At 56.2% G+C, this 20,010-nt stretch carries 17 protein-coding genes; 5 read left to right on the forward strand and 12 right to left on the reverse strand.

Features of this window, described 5'->3' with window-relative positions; all coding sequences use genetic code 11:
- Window positions 1-21: 21 nt before the first annotated feature.
- On the forward strand, window positions 22-1,341 hold the full coding sequence (locus tag ACSQ36_RS25270) for a hypothetical protein (protein WP_436184053.1): 1,320 nt from the start codon (window positions 22-24) through the stop codon (window positions 1,339-1,341).
- Window positions 1,342-1,604: 263 nt separating this feature from the next.
- Here the strand turns inward: ACSQ36_RS25270 and ACSQ36_RS25275 are convergent, their stop codons facing one another.
- Window positions 1,605-1,757 (reverse strand): hypothetical protein, encoded by a 153-nt coding sequence (locus ACSQ36_RS25275; protein WP_436184054.1) that lies wholly within the window; start codon window positions 1,755-1,757, stop codon window positions 1,605-1,607.
- 612 nt (window positions 1,758-2,369) lie between these two features.
- Here ACSQ36_RS25275 and ACSQ36_RS25280 point away from each other — a divergent pair.
- On the forward strand, window positions 2,370-2,579 hold the full coding sequence (locus tag ACSQ36_RS25280; RefSeq protein WP_436184055.1) for a hypothetical protein: 210 nt from the start codon (window positions 2,370-2,372) through the stop codon (window positions 2,577-2,579).
- A gap of 790 nt (window positions 2,580-3,369) precedes the next feature.
- Here the strand turns inward: ACSQ36_RS25280 and ACSQ36_RS25285 are convergent.
- The gene (locus ACSQ36_RS25285) at window positions 3,370-3,699 is read right to left on the reverse strand and encodes a hypothetical protein (RefSeq protein ID WP_436184056.1); all 330 of its coding nucleotides are present in this window, start codon (window positions 3,697-3,699) and stop codon (window positions 3,370-3,372) included.
- Here ACSQ36_RS25285 and ACSQ36_RS25290 point away from each other — a divergent pair.
- Entirely contained in the window at window positions 3,663-4,901 is a 1,239-nt protein-coding gene (locus tag ACSQ36_RS25290) for a hypothetical protein (protein ID WP_436184057.1), read from the forward strand. The two genes, ACSQ36_RS25285 and ACSQ36_RS25290, sit on opposite strands and share 37 nt — an antisense overlap.
- Before the next feature lie 52 nt (window positions 4,902-4,953).
- Here ACSQ36_RS25290 and ACSQ36_RS25295 read toward each other — a convergent pair whose 3' ends face one another.
- The 5 genes from ACSQ36_RS25295 to tnpA all read right to left on the reverse strand — a co-directional run bounded on the left by ACSQ36_RS25295 (window position 4,954) and on the right by tnpA (window position 9,474).
- On the reverse strand, window positions 4,954-5,250 hold the full coding sequence (locus tag ACSQ36_RS25295; RefSeq protein ID WP_436184058.1) for a hypothetical protein: 297 nt from the start codon (window positions 5,248-5,250) through the stop codon (window positions 4,954-4,956).
- Between the two features lie 440 nt (window positions 5,251-5,690).
- Entirely contained in the window at window positions 5,691-6,335 is a 645-nt protein-coding gene (locus ACSQ36_RS25300; protein ID WP_436184059.1) for an H-NS family nucleoid-associated regulatory protein, read from the reverse strand.
- A gap of 733 nt (window positions 6,336-7,068) precedes the next feature.
- Window positions 7,069-8,694 (reverse strand): IS66 family transposase, encoded by a 1,626-nt coding sequence (tnpC, locus tag ACSQ36_RS25305; RefSeq protein ID WP_436184941.1) that lies wholly within the window; start codon window positions 8,692-8,694, stop codon window positions 7,069-7,071.
- 94 nt (window positions 8,695-8,788) lie between these two features.
- On the reverse strand, window positions 8,789-9,145 hold the full coding sequence (gene tnpB, locus ACSQ36_RS25310; protein WP_436184060.1) for an IS66 family insertion sequence element accessory protein TnpB: 357 nt from the start codon (window positions 9,143-9,145) through the stop codon (window positions 8,789-8,791).
- On the reverse strand, window positions 9,145-9,474 hold the full coding sequence (gene tnpA, locus ACSQ36_RS25315) for an IS66 family insertion sequence element accessory protein TnpA (RefSeq protein WP_436184061.1): 330 nt from the start codon (window positions 9,472-9,474) through the stop codon (window positions 9,145-9,147). The genes tnpB and tnpA overlap by 1 nt, the downstream gene beginning before the upstream one ends.
- 545 nt (window positions 9,475-10,019) lie before the next feature.
- On the opposite strand from tnpA, the gene ACSQ36_RS25320 reads away from it, so the two are divergent.
- Complete coding sequence (locus ACSQ36_RS25320) at window positions 10,020-10,316, forward strand: tyrosine-type recombinase/integrase (RefSeq protein ID WP_436184062.1); 297 nt, start codon at window positions 10,020-10,022, stop codon at window positions 10,314-10,316.
- A gap of 33 nt (window positions 10,317-10,349) precedes the next feature.
- Here the strand turns inward: ACSQ36_RS25320 and ACSQ36_RS25325 are convergent, their stop codons facing one another.
- The 3 genes from ACSQ36_RS25325 to ACSQ36_RS25335 form a co-directional block, all read right to left on the reverse strand.
- On the reverse strand, window positions 10,350-11,123 hold the full coding sequence (locus ACSQ36_RS25325) for a hypothetical protein (RefSeq protein WP_436184063.1): 774 nt from the start codon (window positions 11,121-11,123) through the stop codon (window positions 10,350-10,352).
- Window positions 11,124-11,237: 114 nt separating this feature from the next.
- Window positions 11,238-13,679 (reverse strand): hypothetical protein, encoded by a 2,442-nt coding sequence (locus ACSQ36_RS25330; protein ID WP_436184064.1) that lies wholly within the window; start codon window positions 13,677-13,679, stop codon window positions 11,238-11,240.
- Window positions 13,666-15,243, reverse strand: a complete 1,578-nt coding sequence (locus tag ACSQ36_RS25335; protein ID WP_436184065.1) for a hypothetical protein — start codon at window positions 15,241-15,243, stop codon at window positions 13,666-13,668. Before ACSQ36_RS25335 ends, ACSQ36_RS25330 begins: the two co-directional genes overlap by 14 nt.
- 408 nt (window positions 15,244-15,651) lie before the next feature.
- Between ACSQ36_RS25335 and ACSQ36_RS25340 the strand changes: the two genes are divergently transcribed.
- Window positions 15,652-17,388 carry a hypothetical protein gene (locus tag ACSQ36_RS25340; RefSeq protein ID WP_436184066.1) on the forward strand — a complete coding sequence of 579 codons (1,737 nt, stop codon included), beginning with the start codon at window positions 15,652-15,654 and terminating at the stop codon, window positions 17,386-17,388.
- A 470-nt stretch (window positions 17,389-17,858) separates the two neighbouring features.
- On the opposite strand, the gene ACSQ36_RS25345 is transcribed toward ACSQ36_RS25340, so the two are convergent.
- Together ACSQ36_RS25345 and ACSQ36_RS25350 are read right to left on the reverse strand one after the other, a co-directional pair.
- Window positions 17,859-18,149 (reverse strand): hypothetical protein, encoded by a 291-nt coding sequence (locus ACSQ36_RS25345; protein ID WP_436184067.1) that lies wholly within the window; start codon window positions 18,147-18,149, stop codon window positions 17,859-17,861.
- Entirely contained in the window at window positions 18,146-19,897 is a 1,752-nt protein-coding gene (locus tag ACSQ36_RS25350) for an ATP-binding protein (protein ID WP_436184068.1), read from the reverse strand. The genes ACSQ36_RS25345 and ACSQ36_RS25350 overlap by 4 nt, the downstream gene beginning before the upstream one ends.
- Window positions 19,898-20,010 lie beyond the last annotated feature (113 nt).

The following is a 20,010-nucleotide window of genomic DNA, read 5'->3' on the forward strand; positions in this document are numbered from 1 at the left end:
GGCCCGAAAGTGGTGCGAATCGTGACGCGCGAGGAGATCCTCGCTATCTGCGAAGGTCATCTCCGACGCCTTGACCGGGCCATTGCTCACTGGACCAGCGAGGGGAAGCGCTCGGGTGAACTCAGCGACGAGGAAATGGCTGCGACGCTCAGTCGACGAGACGCGCTTGCCAGTCTGATCGCACGCGACGCCTTCATGGAACTGCAAAAAGGTGTTCCAGACGAAATCGCCTTCCTGAAGAGCGACTTGCTACGACGCGAGCGCGCGGCCATTGAAAAGGCAACCGCCGCCCGAAAACGGGAGCGTCAGGGGCGAGAGAACGCATCCACTCTTCTGAAAGCGCTTGAGGCCCGAGGTGTAACCGTGCCATCCGGGCTCAGGGAGAAACTTCAGTCGGTCGCAAGCGGCCGCGTGACGAACGCCGAATCGGTTCTGGCGCAGGGCTTCAACCTGCTTATCCCGAGCGGCCCGACGGGGTTAAGCGCAGCACAGCGGGAACTGATTGGCAGGCTTAAGGAATCCAACGCGGAACAAAGTTTCGAAGCATGGAAGGCGAAACAGCGCGTGCCCTCACCTATCGACCTCCTGCTCGATCGAGTCGACGGTCAGATAGCCGAGGCGCAAACGGTATTGGGCAACGAGAGGACAGCTGGCTACGTGCAGCGCTTGCGCTCGATTGAGTATGAAACCAATGCGGCGCGTCAGTCTCTGCTGCTCGATAGCCTGATGCTCGACCTGTCCAGTGACATCGAAACCGTACGAAGCCAAGGGGCAGGACGGACGCAGCTGGCCGAACTGTCATTGGATCTCCTTGGTGTCGATTCTGCTGCAGCCGCAGCCTTGCAGGAAGCAATTGCTGCGTGTGATACCACCACTCGGGCGGACCGGTTAGCAGCGTTGGCAGAAGAATGTCGCGCGCTGGTAAGTGCTGAGACGCAGCGCAAGGCCGCCCAGTCCCGCCGGGACGTCATCCTTCATGGGTTGGCCAAGCTTGGATACGAGGTCCATGAGGGCATGACAACCGCCTGGGCGAAAGACGGACGGGTTGTGCTGCGAAAGCCGTCCCTGCCCGGTTATGGCGTCGAGGTTGGCGGTCAGGCTGAAACCAGCCGTCTGCAAGTTCGCGCAGTTGCCTTGAGCGAAAATCGCGACGTTAGTCGGGACAAGGATGTCGAAACGATCTGGTGTGGCGAATTTTCGCGGCTTCAACAACTTGTCGCTGAGGATGGAAACAACCTACTCATTGAGCGGGCTTTGGGCGTTGGGGAAGTGCCACTCAAGGTGGTTGGTGATGAAGCCCAATCATCGGGTTCGATTGTGGCCAAACGCACAATGAATTGAGTACAGCGACTTGGCCCAGATTTGGCTCGCTCCGGGTTTGGCGGCGGTTGGCGCCCCCCGCACCGCAAAGCGGATGTTGCAGTTGCACCTTGCGATTAAGGAGTGGCTAATGGACAACCATCGATTAATCAAACGAGGACGGGTATCACGTCTGCCTCTCACCGTGAATTCAGCGGTTTCGGCACTTGATTTGACGCCGGTAAAGTCCCGCCCCGAAACTGTGATTCACACCTCCTTTGACACGAACAATTTTTCCCTTAGGATTAGTCGAACGAAGCGCTAAGAGTAGTACCGGAAATGGTGTACTCGACGGTCAATGCGTCGGAGTTGTTATAGGTGAAGTTGCTGCTTGAATGGCGATTCGGACCGCCCTGGACGTAATCCCGTAATGAATTTGCACTGATTGTGTGTTGCATGAACGACATACCACGCAGGAACAACCGTTTGCATTCGATATCTTAGAGTGAATCCTTAGGCACGCGGTAACTTCCTGCGCGAGGAAGTCTGGCATGAGGCCGAGCCACGATGGCGGTCGTTAAACTCCGTCCGCGTACGCTGCCTGATAGCAAATCAAATTGACCGCTCTAATGTCGCCATTTCTCCGGGCCTCAGGCGCGTGCCAATGCCCGTGGCCGAAACAATCCATACAACGCGTGATTGATTGTGTAGCCTTGTTTCATGTCTGAGTGATTGCTCGATTGAAATCGTGCCTTGGCCGTCGACGACGAGATCATGCGTCAGAAATACAAATAGCAACGACCATGCAAGCACGACCGAAAGCGCTGTTCATGAGCGAGTGGCGTGCGGACATTCACTTCAGTCGAAACTAGCCCGTGGCGCGACCATGAGTCAAACCAATCGGTTTCGTAACGCGCTATAGGGCCTGCGACTTCGACAAATTCGAGGTCGCACTTCCGTATCTTCACTTCGCCGACCCGCGAGAAAGCGGGTACGTCAGCTCTTCAAAGTATCGGCAAGCCCAACTGACGGAGAAACGCACGCTCTTCTCGCGGGGAGGTCATTTGAGCATGGAACACTCAACGACGCCCGCACTGCACTATCTCCGTTACATCGCGCAGATCAAGCGCGCTCTGTCCACGCCGTATCCTTACGAAAATGACGAGAAAATTCTCTTTAGCCGCGAGATCGACGATCTCTTTTCGACCGTCCTGATATTTTTCGGCACAGTCACCGGCAAACTCGATACAGAGACCTTAGGCTTTGCCTCGTCGATGTAACGGTCGAGCCCAACCCAATTTCCTTGGTACAGTATTTCAAACTGTGCAAGCGAAACACCTATCTTTGAAAACCTTTGTGGAGCAGTATTGATCGGTTCCTTGACCCAAAAAAGATAGGCGTCACCTTCCCTGAAGCCGTCATCCCATGTTTCTGTGAAGCCAGCTTCGATAAGACAACGTTTTTCACAGCGTAGGATCTCGCTGGGACCAAGAAATCGGTAGTCCATCTGCTGGGAGCTCTCCGCCTTTTCGAATGCAGTGTAAAAGCATATGATGAAAAGTCCTTCGCTCGATGTCGCCGGAATCTTTGCCATTTCCTTGTGCGGAAACGTCGATCCGTGTGGCGAGCCCCAACGTTTTGCCCGAAAAATTCCATCCTGTATCGCGTTGATTCCTGCTCTGGTATCCACTCTGTACACGTACTCGGTCATCGCCTTTTTTTTCCTGTTCTAGAAATTTGCATTCCGTGTGCACGACGCAGTTACACACTGTTTCGTCGCGGCAACGACACCTGAGTCCCACGAGGGTCGGGCAATGACGCTCTTCGCGTACACCCGACGTCAAGTACCCCTTATATCGCAAACGTATTAAATGTTTGCATTAATTTCTGTTCCGCGTCGGCGAAAGCTTATTACAGTAGCGAGGCCAAATATAAAGAGTTTTGAAAGTCGTATCGGTGCCGCAATGAATTCCTTAAGACCAACATAGAAGAAGCTAAAGGAGCAGTGTATGAACAGCCGGACTCAAGCAGCTAGCGCCCTTCCGTTAATTATCCTGCTGGCAAGTTGCGCTACAGGCGTCCTCCCGGGGGGCAAAGGGGTCGAGTGGAGTAACCCGATCGGCGAAGCAGGAACGTCCGGCTCTGCACCAACACCGCCGGCACCCGTCGCCCCGCCACCACCTCCAGCTCCCACTCCCACTCCCGCTCCATCACCAGCGCCGACACCGACACCGACACCGACACCGACACCGACACCGACACCGACACCGACACCGACACCGACACCGACACCGACACCGACACCGACACCGCCGCCCCCGCCGACCACTTCAGAAACCCGGCAATACTTGAATCTGACTCCCATGACCAAGCTGTCAGAGACCACTGACACCGGTTCATCAACCGACTATTCTGATATGTACGTTCGGATCAGATTGCAGGCGCAGGCCGGGTGTGTTGGATTGAACGCTGGCCCTGGTTGCAAGCAATCTGCAGGGAAAGCTATCGACCAGAACACGTCAGCAACGGAAGATTCCGACGCGAGCATGGGATACCCATCCACCGGGATATTCAGTCGATATTTTGTCCAGCCGCAGAGGTCGGTCACGGTGGCCGCAAACCTGTCGGCAGGTGCATTTGTCGCAACAGTGCCCCTTCTTTCCCTATCCCACGCCGGAGGACGCACCGGGGACGCATGGAGCAGAACCATATACTCGCGAGTCGAAGACTTCCAGTGGTTTTTGGTGAAGAGAGATGGAAGCAACTCTGTTCTGTCCGCCAAGTTCACGTTAAGCGCAACTAAGTCCATACAGTTCCAGGGCGCCGTTACAGGTCTCAATGTCGCCGTCTCACTGGCTCGTCAACTAGCGCCTCAAGGCACGCTGCTGACCGAGTTGACCGCGAACTCGGCAAAAACGCGTGCCGACGCGTTGGACAAAACGATATCAAGCCTCTTTGCGATGACGATTGCGGAAGCGCATGCTGTGGATTTGGATTTTCGCCACTGGCACCCGGACGACGCTCTGACACTTGAGGTGAGTGTGCCTTCAGGTTCTGCCATTAACGGGCAAGTGTCTCCAATCGGATCTTGGTCTTTGTCACTCGAGGCTCCCCGTCCGTCTATCTTCGCAGACATACGCATCTGTCCAAAAGACGAAGACAGTTCATGTGTCGAAGATTCTACGCAAGCAACAAACCAGGTCACCTCCAAAGTGCGTGCTGCAGATGTACTTTCGTTCTCCGTCATTCCGCTAACCCCTCCGAACACCGCGCTCGGCACTATCGCCACATATATATCGCAGCACGACGGCTTCTCTACCAGTGTTGCAAGTATCGCGGCCGAAAAAGATGCGAAACCTGGCACTCCTGCGACGGACTCGCTGGCGAGCGCCCAGCTCTGCAAAAACATCCTTCAGTGGACGTCCGCCCTCGGATTCAGCTCGCTTGACCAAGGCATCATTCTCTGGGCGGTCGCAACGGGGATGCCAAGTATCCCAGCAAAAACCGGCCAGAAACTGCTTGCGGCCTGTAACAACGATGAGATTAAGGCACTCGTAAAACAACCCGCCGCTTCAGTGGTGCAAGATCCCGCAAGGAAGTAACGAAGAGTCCCGGCTCGATGATGCTCATTGGCCTCACGAGCCGGCACAATTCTCATTTGGAGCAAGCAATCTCGACGCCTTCAATCTGAAGCGCCTCGCGCAGTCGAACCGGATTGAATTTTTCGCAGTCTGTTTGTATGTTGATGCGACCGCAAGTTACGTAGGCTTCCTCCACCACAACGGGCGGAAGAATTGTGATCATCGCCGGGATATGTTCAGTCGCCGTGAGGAATTGCATAGCGTTATGGCAAGCCATGAAGGCCGCCTTCGTGACCACGCAAGGCGGCACTCCCCGAAATGCGACGTCCGGGAAACCTCGCCCCTGCAATGCCAAACCCAGCGTAATCACTGTGGCGACATCGTTCCTCCGGACAAGCAGATGCTGAAGCGCGAGTCGAACGACACAAAAATTCCTAACTCTCTTAATGCATGTTAGCAATCAGGGCGTCTCCACTCTCGAAACGCCCAAGTCCAAATTCGAATCACGTGGCGTTCAATCGCCCCATCGATTTTGGTGCGGCATGCTCCGAGGGTTGGAGCAAGCAACGGTCTGCGACACGCGGTCCCGCTCCGTTAGATCGCATCCGCCTGCGCGACCGTCGCCTCCGACGGCACCGCGACTCTACCGTCGACCGTATCTTTTGCGCGGCACCCCTGCGACCCGTTATTTTTTTGGTCCCAACCGGTTTGGTTTTCGCTGCAGGCTTCGCAACTGCGGTTTTCCTGGCCGTCGCCGCTTTCTTCACGCCTGCGGTCGTGGAGATCGCCTTTTTGCGGTGACCGACTTCCTTACGGCAGCTTCTTTACGGCAGCTTTCGTCGTTGCAGCCGGATTTCGCTCCTCAGCCTTCGTAGCGGCCGATCCCTCCGAATCAGTTGCTGCCATCTCGGCCCCCTCAACTAGGAATCTAGTTCGGTCTTTCACCGCAGCCAGCCACGCCGGAGCTCTGCCTCGTCCGCTCCACGTAGCGCCTGTTTTCCGGTTGACGTACTTTGCCGGCTGTACGCCTTTGGGCTGTCGAGTACCTCCGGCAGCATTTGCGGCGGATGTCTTCTTGCCAGCCGCTTTGGGCAGACTAGCGATTGGGGTTTCACCGGCAGCCTCGGCGAGGAACTTGCTGCGATCCGATGCATTGGCAATCCAGGCAGGCGCGCGTCCGTGGCCGGTCCAGGTCGCGCCGGTCATCGGGTCAATATACTTCGCTACGCCGGTGGCTTTCACCTTTTTCGCAGCAGCAAAAGACTTGCGTTCATTCGACGCCTGCACTTCGCGGCGAGCCTTAACACTCTTCTCGATGTCAGTCGTTGTAAGACCGTGCTTCAGCATCAGTTCACGAATCTGATCTAGCGCGGACTGCGCCTTCTTTGCAAGAAGCGCGTCAGCTTGCGCTTGCAACTTCTTCAACTGGTTTTGGATTTGCTCTAACGATGCCATATCAAGCTCAGAGTGGTTAAGAGAATGCCGGCACTATGCCATGAGCATATATCCTGGTGTTAGTCCTTTCCATAACAATAGATGTTATTTATCGATCGATTACCTGACGATAGCGGTTTGAGAGGCTCCGATTGCAATTCTCTTTGTCCAGAAATTTCATGAGCTCTGGGAACATCTTGGAGACGTCATGCACCTTGCTCCTCCATCTCCTTTGGCGTGAGATGCCAACGTCTCAATGCGCTCGACTATTCAGCGCTCAGACTCTGCCCGAGCCATGTGTGAAGCGAACATCGTCTGGAGGTTTAAATTGCCGCCGCACAGCACGCATCCATTCCGTTTGCTACTATCGCCAAGCCAGCGGCCGTCTGGCAATAACAAGGCATTCCTTCGAATGTTAAAAAACCAAGGAGAGATTTGTGACGAACAACAGTCTTTTCATCAACGAAAGCGCGTCTGGAAAGTTCACCGTCGAACCGGCTCACAGCAGCACGCCTTTGCACACAGCGAACACTCAGGCAGACGCGATCGCATGGGCAAAAAAGAATCATCCGGAAAAGCCGCTCCATGTTGCACGAGTCCGGCACCTGAACGACAAGAGTAAGCCAGACCACTGGCGAAAGGTCTAACGACCTGCCGGCGTGGTGGACTCTCTTGCTGCGCCGGCGTTCCGCTTTTCTCATTCAACGCTGGCGACACCTATATCATCGTAAGCGATCCACCAAACCCAGACTGTTCAGGGCGTCATTTCGCCGGTTAAATCTTGGCGATGGAGATTCCACGGCAACAACGCTTCGATGGCCTCGACGCACTGGGCCGCTGGCAATTCACGCATCACCCGGCGCAACCAGGTGTATGGCTCGAGACCGTTGGCGCGTGCCGTTTCGATGAGCGAGTAGATCACCGCACTCGCGTGTGCGCCCGCTGGCGTGTCCGCGAATAGCCATCGTTTTCTTCCAACCACGAAGGGGCGGATCGCATTCTCGCAGCGGTTATTGTCGATCGGCAGGTCGCCGCGCTCGGTGTAGCGCACCAGCCGCAGCCAGTACTTGTGCAGGTACGCCAGCGCCTCACCCAGCGCCGTCTTCGGCGGGACCGTGGGCAACGTCGCGTCCAGCCACGCCCTGAGCTCAGCCAGGATCGGCACGCTGCGCGTCTGACGCGCGAGATGCCGTGCGTCATCGGTCGCCGCCTTATATTCGCGCTCGACCCCATACAACCGGCCGATCAACTCGACCGCCTCATCGGCCCGGCCACGCTTGCCTTTGGGCTGAACCCGCGTGGCCTCGACGAAGCGCCGGCGCGCATGGGCCAGACAGGCCAAGTGCTCGATGCCCTCGGCCTTGGCCAGCGCGTTATAGCCGTCGTAGCCATCGATCATCAGATAGCCCTGATAGCCTTCGAGCAGACGCACGGGCACCGCGCCGCTGCGGCTGGGGTCGTAGTCGAACACCACCACTGGCCGTTCAGGCGGCCCACCGGTCTGTACCCACATATAACTCTGCGAGCTCGGCGACCTGTCGCGCTCCTTGAGCACCTGCACCACGGTCTCATCCATGTGGATGACCGAGGCGTTGAACAGTTCGTCGCGTATCAGGTTATGCAGCGGCTGCAGCACGCCGGCAGCACCAATCACCCAGCGCGCGAGCGTCTGACGCGGCACCGCGACGCCGGCGCGCTCAAGCACGTATTCGAAGCGCGCCAGCGACAGGCCATCGGCGTATTTGACCGTGAGCAGCATTGCCAGCAGATCGGGGCTCGCGTTGCTCCTGGGCAGCGGCTGAGCGGGCAACGCGGCGACCACCGGCGCGTGTGCGCTGCCCGGGCAACCGTAGCGCTTGCGGATATGGCGCAGCACGCGCACCTGCATCGGCACGATGTCGAGCTGTTCGCTCACGTCCTCGCCAATCTCCACCATCGGTGTGCCGCATGGACACAGGCGCTCATCTTCCGGCACCTCGTGCACGATGTCCACGCGCGGCAGGTCGGACGACAGCGGCGCGCGCTTGCCGCGCGCAGGCTTGCCCGCGCTCTTCTTGCCGGCATCGGCGGCCGCGTCGCCCGGCGAGGGGATGGGCGCCTGATCCTGCTCAGGGGTGCTCGCGGCGGCCAGCACCTCCGCTTCGTCGAACAGGTGCGCCTGGCCCACGGACTGTTCGGTGCTCGCGCCAAAGTGCCGCTGGCGCAGCAGCACGAACTGCTCGTACAGGTGGTCAATGTGGCGCATCGCGTGCTCGTGAGCCCGCTCGAGCGCCTGCTGAACGCTCTGATCGATCGCCTGTTGATGCGCCGCCTGCTGGGCATGCAGCAACGCCTTGAGCACATCCACATCGTCAGGTAACTGCGCAGGCAGGGGCGGCAGCGGCGCTATCTTGACTTCAGGTAACGCAAGCTTGAGTCGGATCGAAGGTGTCTTTCTGGCAGCAGGCATGCCACCATGTTAACACCATAATTGGTTAGGATACCGATTTGAAATGCAATGTCTTGTGGGGTCCCTTGCTCCACAGATCGAAGCCCTCCAGCAGCCACTGCAACTCCTGCATCGTCACGCTCTGCGTGGCCCCGGCGCCCTCGCGCGGCCAGGCGAACTTCTCCTTCTCGGCGCGCTTGTACCACAGGCAGAACCCGTTGCGATGCCAGTACAGCGCCTTCAGTTTGTTGCGCTGGCGGTTGATGAACACATACAGCGCGCTGCCAAACGGACTCAGCTCCAGTTCCTGCTCGACCAGTGTGCTCAGGCCATCGATCGACTTGCGAAAGTCCACCGGATGACGGCACAGGTACACCTGGGTGAGGGTACAGCCCGGGTGCATCAGCGCGCTCCCTGCATGGCGCGTCCGAGCGCGGCCAGCCACTCAGCGCTGGGCAGCGCCGCTAACTCCACGCGTACGTCCGCACCGAGCACCACCGTGCAACTGCCAGAGGGCTGCGCGAGAACGGGCTCACTCACCGTCAACGCCACGAATGCGCTGCTCCGCTCAGGTGAGCCCGATGTCTGCGCCCCAGCCGTCTTTATCTTCTGCCGCCAGTAATACAGGCTGTGCAGCGCCAGCCCGTGCCGCTTCGCATACACCGCCGTCGCTACCGACTCCTGCTCTATCGCAGCTACGTGGGGTGCCCAGAATTCCAGTCCCGCTTGCATGTTCGCTCCGTCTCGGAATGCACAGGACGAAGCATCCGGCTGCGCCGAATATCAGGCAAGGTTGGGTTTGATGGATCGCTTACGGTACCTGCGCGGCAATCCGATGGCGTTACTGCGGCAACGGGCGAAATGATTCGCGCCGCATGTCACGCGATGTCTGTCCGTTTCACCCGGGGACGTGATGTTGTTCGTCGAACAGTTGCTGCTGGAAACTGACGCGCAACGGGCTTACCGCGCGCGTTGCCGCTGGTTGACGACCCTGTCTACCTCCGAGGCATGCGAATATCTGAAGTGGCCAGCGGCCGGATGGGCAGCTTTCTCAGACGGCTCGGTGCCGATGGCCGGGATCAATGGTGGCTTGAGACATTGGTTAAGGGCAACAAGGAGTGTATCGTCCCAGTGTCAGGTGAGCTTATCCAGGAGCTACGACACTGTCGGACTGCCAATGGCCTCCCCGCCCTCCCCATCCGGTCTGAAGAAACGCCGCTGGTCATTCCATTTAAGGCCGCGCGCGTTGCTTAGCGCGCTCCGCCGTTCACGATGCCATGAAAGGGGTTTTTGCCGGTGCCGCATTGTGGTTGCGGGCCAAGGGACCTGAGTTTGCTGACCGGGCTGATGAACTTGATCGGGCGTCTGCGCACTGGTTGCGGCACACCGCTGGCTCACGCCAGGCCGACGGCGGTATTGACCTTCGGACTATTCGCGATAACATCGGGCACGTTTCGCGGAATACAACCAGTCTTTACTTGCACGCGGAAGATGACGAACGACACAAGGAGACCGTAAAACGTCACCGAATGAATTCGGAAAGCGCAAAGAACACGCCGAAGGAAACCGATTGACTTGCAGGGACGCAGACAAAAACCCGGCAGCGATTACCAGAGAACCTTATCGATCAACCTCGGTATTCCTGTCGTACCAGGCTCCGGATCCAGGGCAAGGAAGCATCCCGTATCATTGATGTCGAAATCCGTTCTCCACAGTTCATAGATGTGCTGGTTGATGCCAACGGCGATTAAAAATCTTCTCCAATCCCAAGATGCACGTCCCGCTCCCGATGGGCTCGGGTTTGGGACCCCTGGAGGATCTTCTCCTATCCAGTCCGCCCAACGCGCCAGCCCAAGGGGCGCCATATATGTATCGCGAGCAATATGATAATACGAAGGACCACTATGTCGTCCGTCGATCATAGGGGCAAAGTTTGGAAAGAGACAATGCAACACTTTGCTTGCTGCGACGTACCCGCCGCTTTTCGTGACTGTGCCAGGCGCGGCGACCAAATCGTAAATATCCCTGATGATTTCCGCCAGATTCTGGCGTCGACTGAGGTCAACAATTTCGGGCGGTGGCGCAATCAGCGGCAGCGATAATTTCGAGACCCAATCGAGAGTCGCGGCGTCAATCGTATCTAGGGTGGACTGAAGCACAGTTACCGGAACGAGAACGGATTTTTGAGAATTCATGCCAAATGCAACGAGAAGCGACCGAATCGCGAGAGCTGCGCTTCCGGTTGCAATCCATGAAGCAAGGCTGCCGCCTGCGGCTAGAATCCCTTCGTTTCGACAGGCTATATACTTCTCGTATGTCCTGTTATAGGACGCCGTCGGTGTCCCCGGCTTATTGTAGTCGGCAATCTTGGCCGGAATCATAGCGAGAATCGCTCTGAGGGACGTATTGGCTGCTATGGACATTTGTTGAATTTTGGGCTGGGCACGTCTTCATCGTCGTTTAGCTGTTTCAAATTCCTTGGCAGCTATTCTGCGTCACAATGCGGCCTCGGCTTGCGGAGTCTGTGCTCCTTCGTTATCGAAAAGGATATCTTCCAAGGCGACACCGAGACGCACACCAAAGCGGTCGGTCAGCGAAGTGCTAACCTTCCTTGCCGTATCGTAATCGAAGTTCCCGCCGAAAACGCCGAGGTTACATAACATTTTCCTGCGCAGATTTTGCAACGAGTTCTTCTCAAGGCCGCAAGCCCGCGCGCATGCGGCATGAATACACCACATTGCAGTAGCCCAGCATTCGATGACGTCTTCTGGCATCCCGTCGTGATCATCGCTCAGAACAAGTTGATGCACTGCCGGCGTCGCGCCACCAAAGAAAACGGTCAACACTGAGCCCATCGCTTTTGGCCAGCCGACCTCCTCGACATTCGAGAACACCTGAAATTCTGCACGTGACGTGTCATCGTCCACGCGTCCGGAATACGAGCTAGCTGCAACTATTGTGAGGTAGGCCCGCAGCTTTAGAATGTCAGCCCCGGTAAGCGGTATCTGCTGCCGCCCTTTTTCCCGGATCTGATGTGCAAACTCGAATCCCACGGCAAGGATCTGATCACGGGTGCGCTTCTCGCGCCGTGCTTTGTTTATTCGCGTCTTGTCTTCACCCGACGTCTTTTTGACCTTTTTTGCGGCACCGGTGAACTCTTGCCCTTGTTCCAATGCGTTGCCCGGCTGATCCGTCTCGTCACCCATCGGAAAGAGATCACTATCCTCGTCTTCTGCCTCGTCAGGTATCGCTGACGTTTCAATGCCGAGAAGCCTATTGAGAAAAGCTCGTCCAAGGCTTATGTGGTCTCCTGCTACAGACGAAAAACTCTTGGTCTTCGTCCGTAGCGATTGCTTTTCGACGAAATTCCTGTAGCTAAGCTTTCCGACAACCACCGGTTGCGCCTTTGATTGCCGTCCACTACGCTTCGCAAGCCCCTTTCCCTCATCAGGCACACTGTGGGTTTTCAAATCCAGAGCGTGGAGGTCGTCCAGCAATTTCATCAACCACAGCCCCTCTTCGGTCCTGCCATCCAGATCGGCTGCGTACTTGTCACGACTCCGTCCGCCCCCCTCCCGAATCTCCTCCCGAAGAGCATTGACCACCGTGATTAGGCTCAATGCCGACCGCGTCCCATCTTCCGCAAGTACGCGACCGAACACAGCCTTTGATGCTGCATCGTCATCAAGCAGTATCTCCCGTTTTGCTTCACCTTTGTGGGCCAAACTCATTTGGCCACGCCAGATCGTTGTACTAAGCGCGTTCAGGATCTCGAATGTAGTGTCATCGGTAGCAACGAAATCCTTCTTGGGCTGCCAGCGAAGCCTGGTTTGTGAGAGTTCGAAGACTCCGGCCGTAACTAGGGCATTTGCTTTCGCCTTATCCTGTGGTGGCGCGTAGGGCGCAAGCTCATCCGGGTCCACGATGGCGCCGGTTGCATCGAGGACGTCGTCCAGAAACAATGCCTCAACCGCCGAGCCCTTGGGGAGACGACGGTAGAGGACTGCTTCGTCATTCACCTGTTTTTTGTTCAGCGTACCGAGCGCCGCCAATGAGCAGTTGCTGCTTCCAAATAACACATGATCGAATTTTTTGGTTTGGGCAATGAAGACTTTTGCATGAGCAAAACGCCTTGCGCTACCTCGCGTCAATACGGAAGAGTTGAAAAGTCTCGCATTTTTTATTCGGCTAACTGCTTTAGTTGGGAAAAGACCCGCGTTGGTATCAACGATCAACTGAATTTTCTTTGGCTCGATTGTTCGCTTGAGAGTGTGCAACGCTTCGAGGCGTGGGTCCCAGTATGGACTGACAACGACCAATCGGCTCACAGGGCCCTCCACCATATCCGTGAACCGCCGGATGATTGAACGGGTATCACCTGACGCAAACAAACCTGCGACAGTGCCATCAGACATCGTCGGGTGCGGGTCCCGGTCGTCGGGCGTCGCTATCCACGGGCTTCTGACCGCCGCCCAGCGCAATTGATAGTCAGGTTTCGTGTCCGAACGATCGAGGATGCCGAGCAAATACTCCCATGCCGAGCGGATTAAGTCTTGTTCTCCCGACGGTTCGGCACTGCATTCTACGACGCCAACCACTTCCAGATTGCCAGCGAGTCCAGCTGCCGTCATGTTTGACGACGTTATGAAGAGACGACCTTTGGTTCGACCAAGCTGCAGGATCACTTTGGAATGGAATACCCCATTTGATGACACAGGAGCGACCAGATATTTGCGCCCAGCATGGGTTGGCGGATGTAAGCCTGATTCGAGCGCCATAGCAAGCATGCCCGCATCTACCACGAGTATATTGTTGGTGCATCCGGCCCCGCGAAGGCGTGCCAGGGCAATCGTCTCAAATGCATCAAAGTCGACACAATACGTCGTCGCAATAGTCGAGTGAAATCCTTCCGTAGAAAACTGGTCAAATAGCTTCATCGTGCGCCAACTCTTTGATGCCATCACCGGTCAAGCCGTCGTCGCAAACGAGCCGGACGTCTCGAAGAAAGGCAAGGGACGTCGCCAATCGTGGGTTCGTCAATGTGGGAGCAATGTCAGCGACCTTTCGCAAGCGTCCTTCATCATCTTCGAAAAGGAATGTGTAGTCGCCGTTGTGTCGAAATTTTCGAACCGCAACCCATAAATGACGGCGAAGAATGCGCTCAGTTATCAGTCGCTCTACCGTTGCCAATACAGAATCGCCATTCTTGCTCGCGAGGTAATCTCTTTCTGTTCTAAGTGTCTGCGCAACGTCAGTCGCGGCAAATTCCTCATTAACGAGGTCCGGCCGCTCACCGGTTCGCTTGATTAGAGCCCCTAGCAATTTTAGCGCTTTGAACACAATGTCTGCGGAATATACCGATGTTGACGCCCCCAATATGAATTCCAACATACTGCGCTCTGACTCCGGATTTTGAACGTCAGAAGCGTCGTTCGTGAGCTGGAGGCCGTCGAGAAACGCCCCCCATGTCATGTTTCCCAAGGCATGGCCTTCAAATATTTTCGAAATGGCCTCTCCAACCAGTTCATCAGCTGCAATCCCCGCAGGATGTCGGGACAAAGTCTCCAAAAGGTATTTGAGAACGCACTCGTAACATACATGCAACAGGTCGTTAGCATGGTAAGCCCACCATTTATCCCGATGGGCGCCGACCACATCTTCCGCCCACGGTATCTCTTTACCGTCTGGTAGAAATCCGGAATACAGGATCCAGCGGATTTCCAGAGGTCGGAGAAAAGCTTTGTTTTGTTGGAGCAGGTGCAGCAGCAGTTCGAGGGTTCGTTTGCGCGGACCACCGGAACTGTTCTCGATTTTCAACCTGTCGAAGAGGACTTTTTTATAAAGTGTCTGCTCCCGGCTCCGCAACTTGATATTCGACGGCAAGCATCGAGCAAATTTTCGCAACTCAGTCAGGGAGACGCTGCCACGTCGAATTGCATGCGCAAAGGGGTCTTTGTTTGCTCCAAGCGCATTGCCAAATTCCTTCGCCAGCGCCATGCCAACGACGTGGCTTGGCACGGGTACCCCGTGTTCCTTCGCGTCTGCAAGGATGCCCGTTTCAAACAGTTGACTTCCGTAGGCGGCGCCGTATGCCCCCCATTTCTGCCTCAAATACAGCTTGCTCCCTGACGGAAGGGCATCCTCAGAAAACTTGACCCACTGGCCGGCGGTCGCCTTCAACTTTCGTCTGGCCCACAAGGACCCTGCTATGCCGCCTTCCTCGCCATCGAATGCGGCGGTCAATGCGTACAAGGCCTCCCCTCTTCGAAGGAAAAGTAACCAGGTGTCTGGGTTTGGGTCTGTGATCGATTTTGAATATTGATCCGCCAACCAGGCATAAAAACCGTAATACCGCATCCGCAAAGTTACGTTACTGATGCCGGGTACAAGCTCCTGATACTGCGCAATGCAAGCCGCCTGCATGCCGAGCGGGTCTTGTCCAGCCTTTTCCGCGCGCTCTGTCCACTCAGGATAGGTAACTGATTTAATAGGGTTAGCCATGTTTCTCGTGCTCACTTACGGATGCCATTACAGTGCCTGCCCGGACTACTTGAGCAGGCAGTCTAACAGGGCGAGTGCCGCAGGCGTGATCTCCACGGAATACGTCCCATCTGTGTAATTAACCACCGACAATCATCCCGGCCGGTCATCCTGGTCGGCCGGCCAAGATGGTTGTCGGCGACGCGACCGACTGTGATGCTTGACGCTGTCAGTCACGAATGTTTGCGACGACGATCCACGCCGCGACACATCGTTCAAACAATGCGAAAAATCTCCGGTTGCTGAACCACGTGGCGATGATCTACGCTTACCCTCGCTCGTACCGCATGGTTCGGGCGCGATTCAACGGCGCTCAGTTTTGGAAGAGAGGGGATTATTCCGAGTTGTTATATAACGAAGGGAACGAAAATGAATAACAGTTCCAGCGACAAAATTTTTCGCATAATTCAGTCGTTCAAATCGCATCTCGCGCGGTTTCGCTTCGGAGTTTTCCCAATGCTTGTATTCTGGCTATACGGATGCCAGATATCCCCGCCTCATTCTGAGGCGCTCCCGCCCGCGAGTTCAAAAGACTTCGTCGACGTTGGTCAACCGCCCGATTCTCCGACCGTGCAGATGCTCATTGACCACGTCACGTGCGAGTTGTACAGGGCGGTCCACTCTCACCTCAACGCGTCGACTGAGTCGAAGGAATCTCGCGAGCTTTGGAATACGCTCCAAAGTGACAACTTCGTAGCGGCGATCGATCTGACTTTGACAGTAACGGACAACGAAAGCCTAAATGCGTCGCTTGCGTATATTACGCCGCTTTATGCTGCCATGTCGCCTAGTTTTAATAGAACATATTCTCTTGGAGGACAGTTAAATCTAACTCAAGATAAAAACTTTCACGTTGCTTACGTCATGGATATGTATCAGCTCTTAAAAGCAGACCAAGACGTCAATGGAACAGCATTGAGCCTCTGCGATGATAAATCGGATATGAACGTCAGAGCGAAGGGCATCCTTCCGCTCGGCCTCGAAGGTGATCTTGGTCTGGGAGATGTAATGGCCAATGGTCTAGCGACGATCGCAACAACTAGCAAGTACAATCTCTACGGAGCCTCCGGGCCAAGATACGCAGCCAATACTGGCATGCCCGGCTCCGAGACATCTCCTAACTTTCCCCGGGCTTCGTTCACGGTCCTATCGGCCACTCAATACCAGTTGAGAGGCCTCTTTCCATTTTTCAGCTCCGACTCAGTCGTTGCCGCTACTGCGGCGGCGGCGACGGGCGCAGCCCCGAAAAAGGAGGGTGGTGGAGCGGCTGGAGCCTCAGGCGGTGGGGGTGGGGTTTCTTCCACCGTGTCGTTTTCCTCGACAATCGACTTTACACTGGTGTGGGGTTTGAATGGAGGGCCAAGTTTCACGCTCGTGCACTTCAAGGGTCCGTCAGGTGGCGGTGGTGGGGGCGGTGGTGGGGGCGGTGGCGGTGGCGGCGGGGGTGGATCGCTGCTGAATTTTTCTCGGACAACTCTCGACACCCTTGTGATCAGCTTTACGCCGACATGCCGCAGTGACGCACAGCATATTGACTTTAGCTCGTCCACGGAGAGCGTACAGTCGTCGAAAACCGGAGTGCTTCTGAGTGGTGAGGTACAGGGTGCGTTAGCGGACGGCGGACAGATCGGTATTAAAAGTATCGAGTTCAATGGAATCACCCTCGGTAAGGGCGCGACGTCGCCATTACCATCCGGGAAGGATACGTCGACGATCGTCTTCGAAGGCGACAACTTCGACGTCAAGGCACTACCGAAGACGGGGACGATTCATTGGACCACGGGATACCTGGACGACTCGCGGCCGGGCCTTCCCTCTGTCACCCTCATCGGTACGGTTTCCGGCGTGGTCGCTGCTCCATCAGGCGCGAGCATTGTCCTCACAGGGAAACCAGGATCGGGCGGCGCCACGAGTCAAACGTACGATTGGGACGCGACGTTATCAACGGACATCGCCGACCAGTTCAACGTCGACAAAAGGACAGAGAATTTTTGGCAGTCGATACCAGGATGCTCAACCATCACTGCGGGGCAGCAGCAGGCCATCGTTTCCAGCGCGCAGAATCAGAATCTACTGCTCAGGTTGCTGCGGACACCGCTTCGATGAGCCCTCACTCCTGCGCGAACACACTCTGTCAGCCGCCACTGATTAGTTGGCTACAAAGCGCGAACGAAGCGCGGGCACACGACTCACGCGGCCAGTGCCCGGTTGCTCACCGGTATACCCCTGATCAGCAAGCCTTGGGGCGGTGGCATCAATCGGTTTCATTCTTTGGACGACGGGAGCTAAAGGCGGAGGCTGTATGGCATAAGCAGCTTACGCTGCCCGTCGATGCACTCTCTTCTGGCTACGTATCGTCCTGCGCCACTTTGCGGCTTAGTGCGGCATAATGTGGCCCTCTCAGGTTCTGGCGCGGCCCTCGGAATAGCAGCCAGAATCTTCAGCCGACCTTGAACCGGTCGGTTTTTTTTCGCCTAAAGCCTGCCCATTAGCAGTTGTGAGCCGTCCCCCTTCCATAAATAATTGGCTTTCATTGCCGGAGCCAGTGTCCGAAAATACGGGATAAGTCCAGCACGTCAACTCGCTCGGCACTCGAATGTAATCGCCTCGGCACGCAAGCGGTCTCTAAGCCGTGGCGCTGCGAAATCCAGAAACGCCCGCAGTTTCCGTGGCACCAATTGCTGCCCGGCATAGCGAAGGCTGATGGTCCAAGCCGGTAGTTCATAGTTTTCAAGCACGACTTCGAGCCGCCCCTCGTGCTTTGCTTCGAGGATCTGATAGGACAGCAGCCGTGTAAGCCCGACGCCGGCTACAGCCCCCCGACAGCATGCGTCTGCCGCATAGATAAGCGCAACTCTCATGCTCACGTCTGTTGCCGCAATTGCCAATCGAGTTGCCGCCGTGCCGTGCCAATAACATCGAGGAACGTTGTCGCATGCACGCCATGTTCGAGATTGGCAGTCGGATAGTCAGGCGACCGGTCACCCCCTACCAGCAAGACATTAATCGGCTTGTTCATGTGCTTTGCGAGATCGTGACGGTAGTCCGTGGCCTGTGTGTAGTCATCCCTGTTCAAGGAATGTGAGGGCCTTTTGAACTCCAGCAAGAGGCACTCTCCGTTCAGGTTCTCATTGAGCAGCAGGTCCGGACGCTTGTTTGCCCTTTCCCCTGTGAATTTCTTGCCAAGAAGATCCTCAACCTGACGCTGAAGCGTCTTGTTCGAACTGAAAATTGAGAACTCGGGACCAAATATCCAAAGGTTCTTCTCGATAGCTTTGTGCATCTGCGCCTCAAGCGTTTTGGCGTCTCTCGATAGCGCTTCCAGATTGTCGAGAAATTCCTGCCGGGCTTTGGCCTGATCAACGAGATGTGCCATGTCCGCCAACCCAAATTCGTCGAGAGCTTCGGCGAGAGACGCAATATCTTGTTGTCGCGCCTCTGCAAGATGACGGACGACGACACCATAATCCGACCTCTCTATCGCTTCCAGGAGCACATACACGAACGGCTCAACCTTCTCCGATGGTTCGCCATAAAACCTGTCCAAAATTTTCTTGATTGCGTTTTCCGCGTACTGGCGTCGATTTTCCGGAAGGGCAGCCAGCCGGTCCCTGATATCGCGCTTCAGGCGCGCGTGCGCCAGCTGGATTTCCCTTCCGTGGGTTTCTTTGAACGCCTGAAGAATATATGGCGCAACGGTTTCCGTAACCCGTGCCAACAACTCGCTGTTCTCAACCAAACTATCCCAACCGGCTGTCACATGGTCTCGCAGTCCGTCGGCGTCAATTTCACCATAGAGACGTTTCAGTAGCTTCTGCGGGAAGTCATCGCGCTCGTCCAGGCCAAAAAACGACGGTTTGCCGACAACCTTGCCGTCGACACGGATAACGATTCCAGGCTGCCGCGACACCGACCCGTTCTCCGATATGGCAAACCGCAGCCTTACGTCACCCACACCCTCGACGGACATGCTGCTGTCCTTGAATGTTCCCGCAACGTCATCGACCCCGAGCGACTTGCCGTCAACGAAAATCGCGAACCCCGCTTCCCGACCATATTCCTGCAGCAATACCTGACGGAGCTTTTGCGGGTTGGGAAACTGCAGTTGCTGATCTAGTTCGCTTAGCGTAATTCGGGTCCCGTGCGCGGCGGCATCACAAGGCTGTGTCGCTAAATCGATAGGCAAACGCTCGATGTCATCGGCCTTCAGCAAGTCATGGAGACGCAGAGTGAAACTCGTCTTCAAACCCCTCGCGTACGTTTCAAGCGTCATCACTGAGGCTGCCATTAGACCAGCGAACTTACCAATGCCTTTCCGGCCCTTTACGAGGCGCTGTTTGCCAGCAGTGCGCTCCCCGCTTCTCTCGCGGCGGTCCGAAGCGATGGAGAGATAGTGACTCTGCAACTCTCCCGAGGTCATACCCGTGCCGTCATCGAATATGATGATTGGCGCGTCACTCATGGGTGTCGGCAGCGAGATCGTGACATTCCCGGCGTCAGCATCCCAAGCGTTATCCACAAGCTCCTTCAGAGCCTTTTCGCTCGATGCATACTCTTGGCTAAGCACTCGCGCGAGCCTTGAGTTCACCTGAAACCGGGCCATGTGTTTTTTCATGTTCGGGAATCCTAACGTGACGATGCACCGGCAAAGAAGTGGGGCAACCCTTTACTATCCTCAGAAGAGCGTTGGGCTCCATGACCCGCATGCCTCGCGACCTTTATGATAAG

The organism is Caballeronia sp. LjRoot34 (genome assembly GCF_964253815.1).
Lineage (GTDB): Bacteria > Pseudomonadota > Gammaproteobacteria > Burkholderiales > Burkholderiaceae > Caballeronia.

Bases quoted from the DNA above. Each gene is read 5' to 3' on its own strand.
- ACSQ36_RS25275 (WP_436184054.1), bottom strand. From the start codon at position 1,757: ATGCAACACACAATCAGTGCAAATTCATTACGGGATTACGTCCAGGGC.
- ACSQ36_RS25280 (WP_436184055.1), top strand. From the start codon at position 2,370: ATGGAACACTCAACGACGCCCGCACTGCACTATCTCCGTTACATCGCG.
- ACSQ36_RS25290 (WP_436184057.1), top strand. From the start codon at position 3,663: ATGACCAAGCTGTCAGAGACCACTGACACCGGTTCATCAACCGACTAT.
- ACSQ36_RS25285 (WP_436184056.1), bottom strand. From the start codon at position 3,699: ATGAACCGGTGTCAGTGGTCTCTGACAGCTTGGTCATGGGAGTCAGAT.
- ACSQ36_RS25300 (WP_436184059.1), bottom strand. From the start codon at position 6,335: ATGGCATCGTTAGAGCAAATCCAAAACCAGTTGAAGAAGTTGCAAGCG.
- tnpB (WP_436184060.1), bottom strand. From the start codon at position 9,145: ATGCACCCGGGCTGTACCCTCACCCAGGTGTACCTGTGCCGTCATCCG.
- tnpA (WP_436184061.1), bottom strand. From the start codon at position 9,474: ATGCAAGCGGGACTGGAATTCTGGGCACCCCACGTAGCTGCGATAGAG.
- ACSQ36_RS25320 (WP_436184062.1), top strand. From the start codon at position 10,020: ATGAAAGGGGTTTTTGCCGGTGCCGCATTGTGGTTGCGGGCCAAGGGA.
- ACSQ36_RS25325 (WP_436184063.1), bottom strand. From the start codon at position 11,123: ATGATTCCGGCCAAGATTGCCGACTACAATAAGCCGGGGACACCGACG.
- ACSQ36_RS25330 (WP_436184064.1), bottom strand. From the start codon at position 13,679: ATGAAGCTATTTGACCAGTTTTCTACGGAAGGATTTCACTCGACTATT.
- ACSQ36_RS25335 (WP_436184065.1), bottom strand. From the start codon at position 15,243: ATGGCTAACCCTATTAAATCAGTTACCTATCCTGAGTGGACAGAGCGC.
- ACSQ36_RS25340 (WP_436184066.1), top strand. From the start codon at position 15,652: ATGAATAACAGTTCCAGCGACAAAATTTTTCGCATAATTCAGTCGTTC.
- ACSQ36_RS25350 (WP_436184068.1), bottom strand. From the start codon at position 19,897: ATGAAAAAACACATGGCCCGGTTTCAGGTGAACTCAAGGCTCGCGCGA.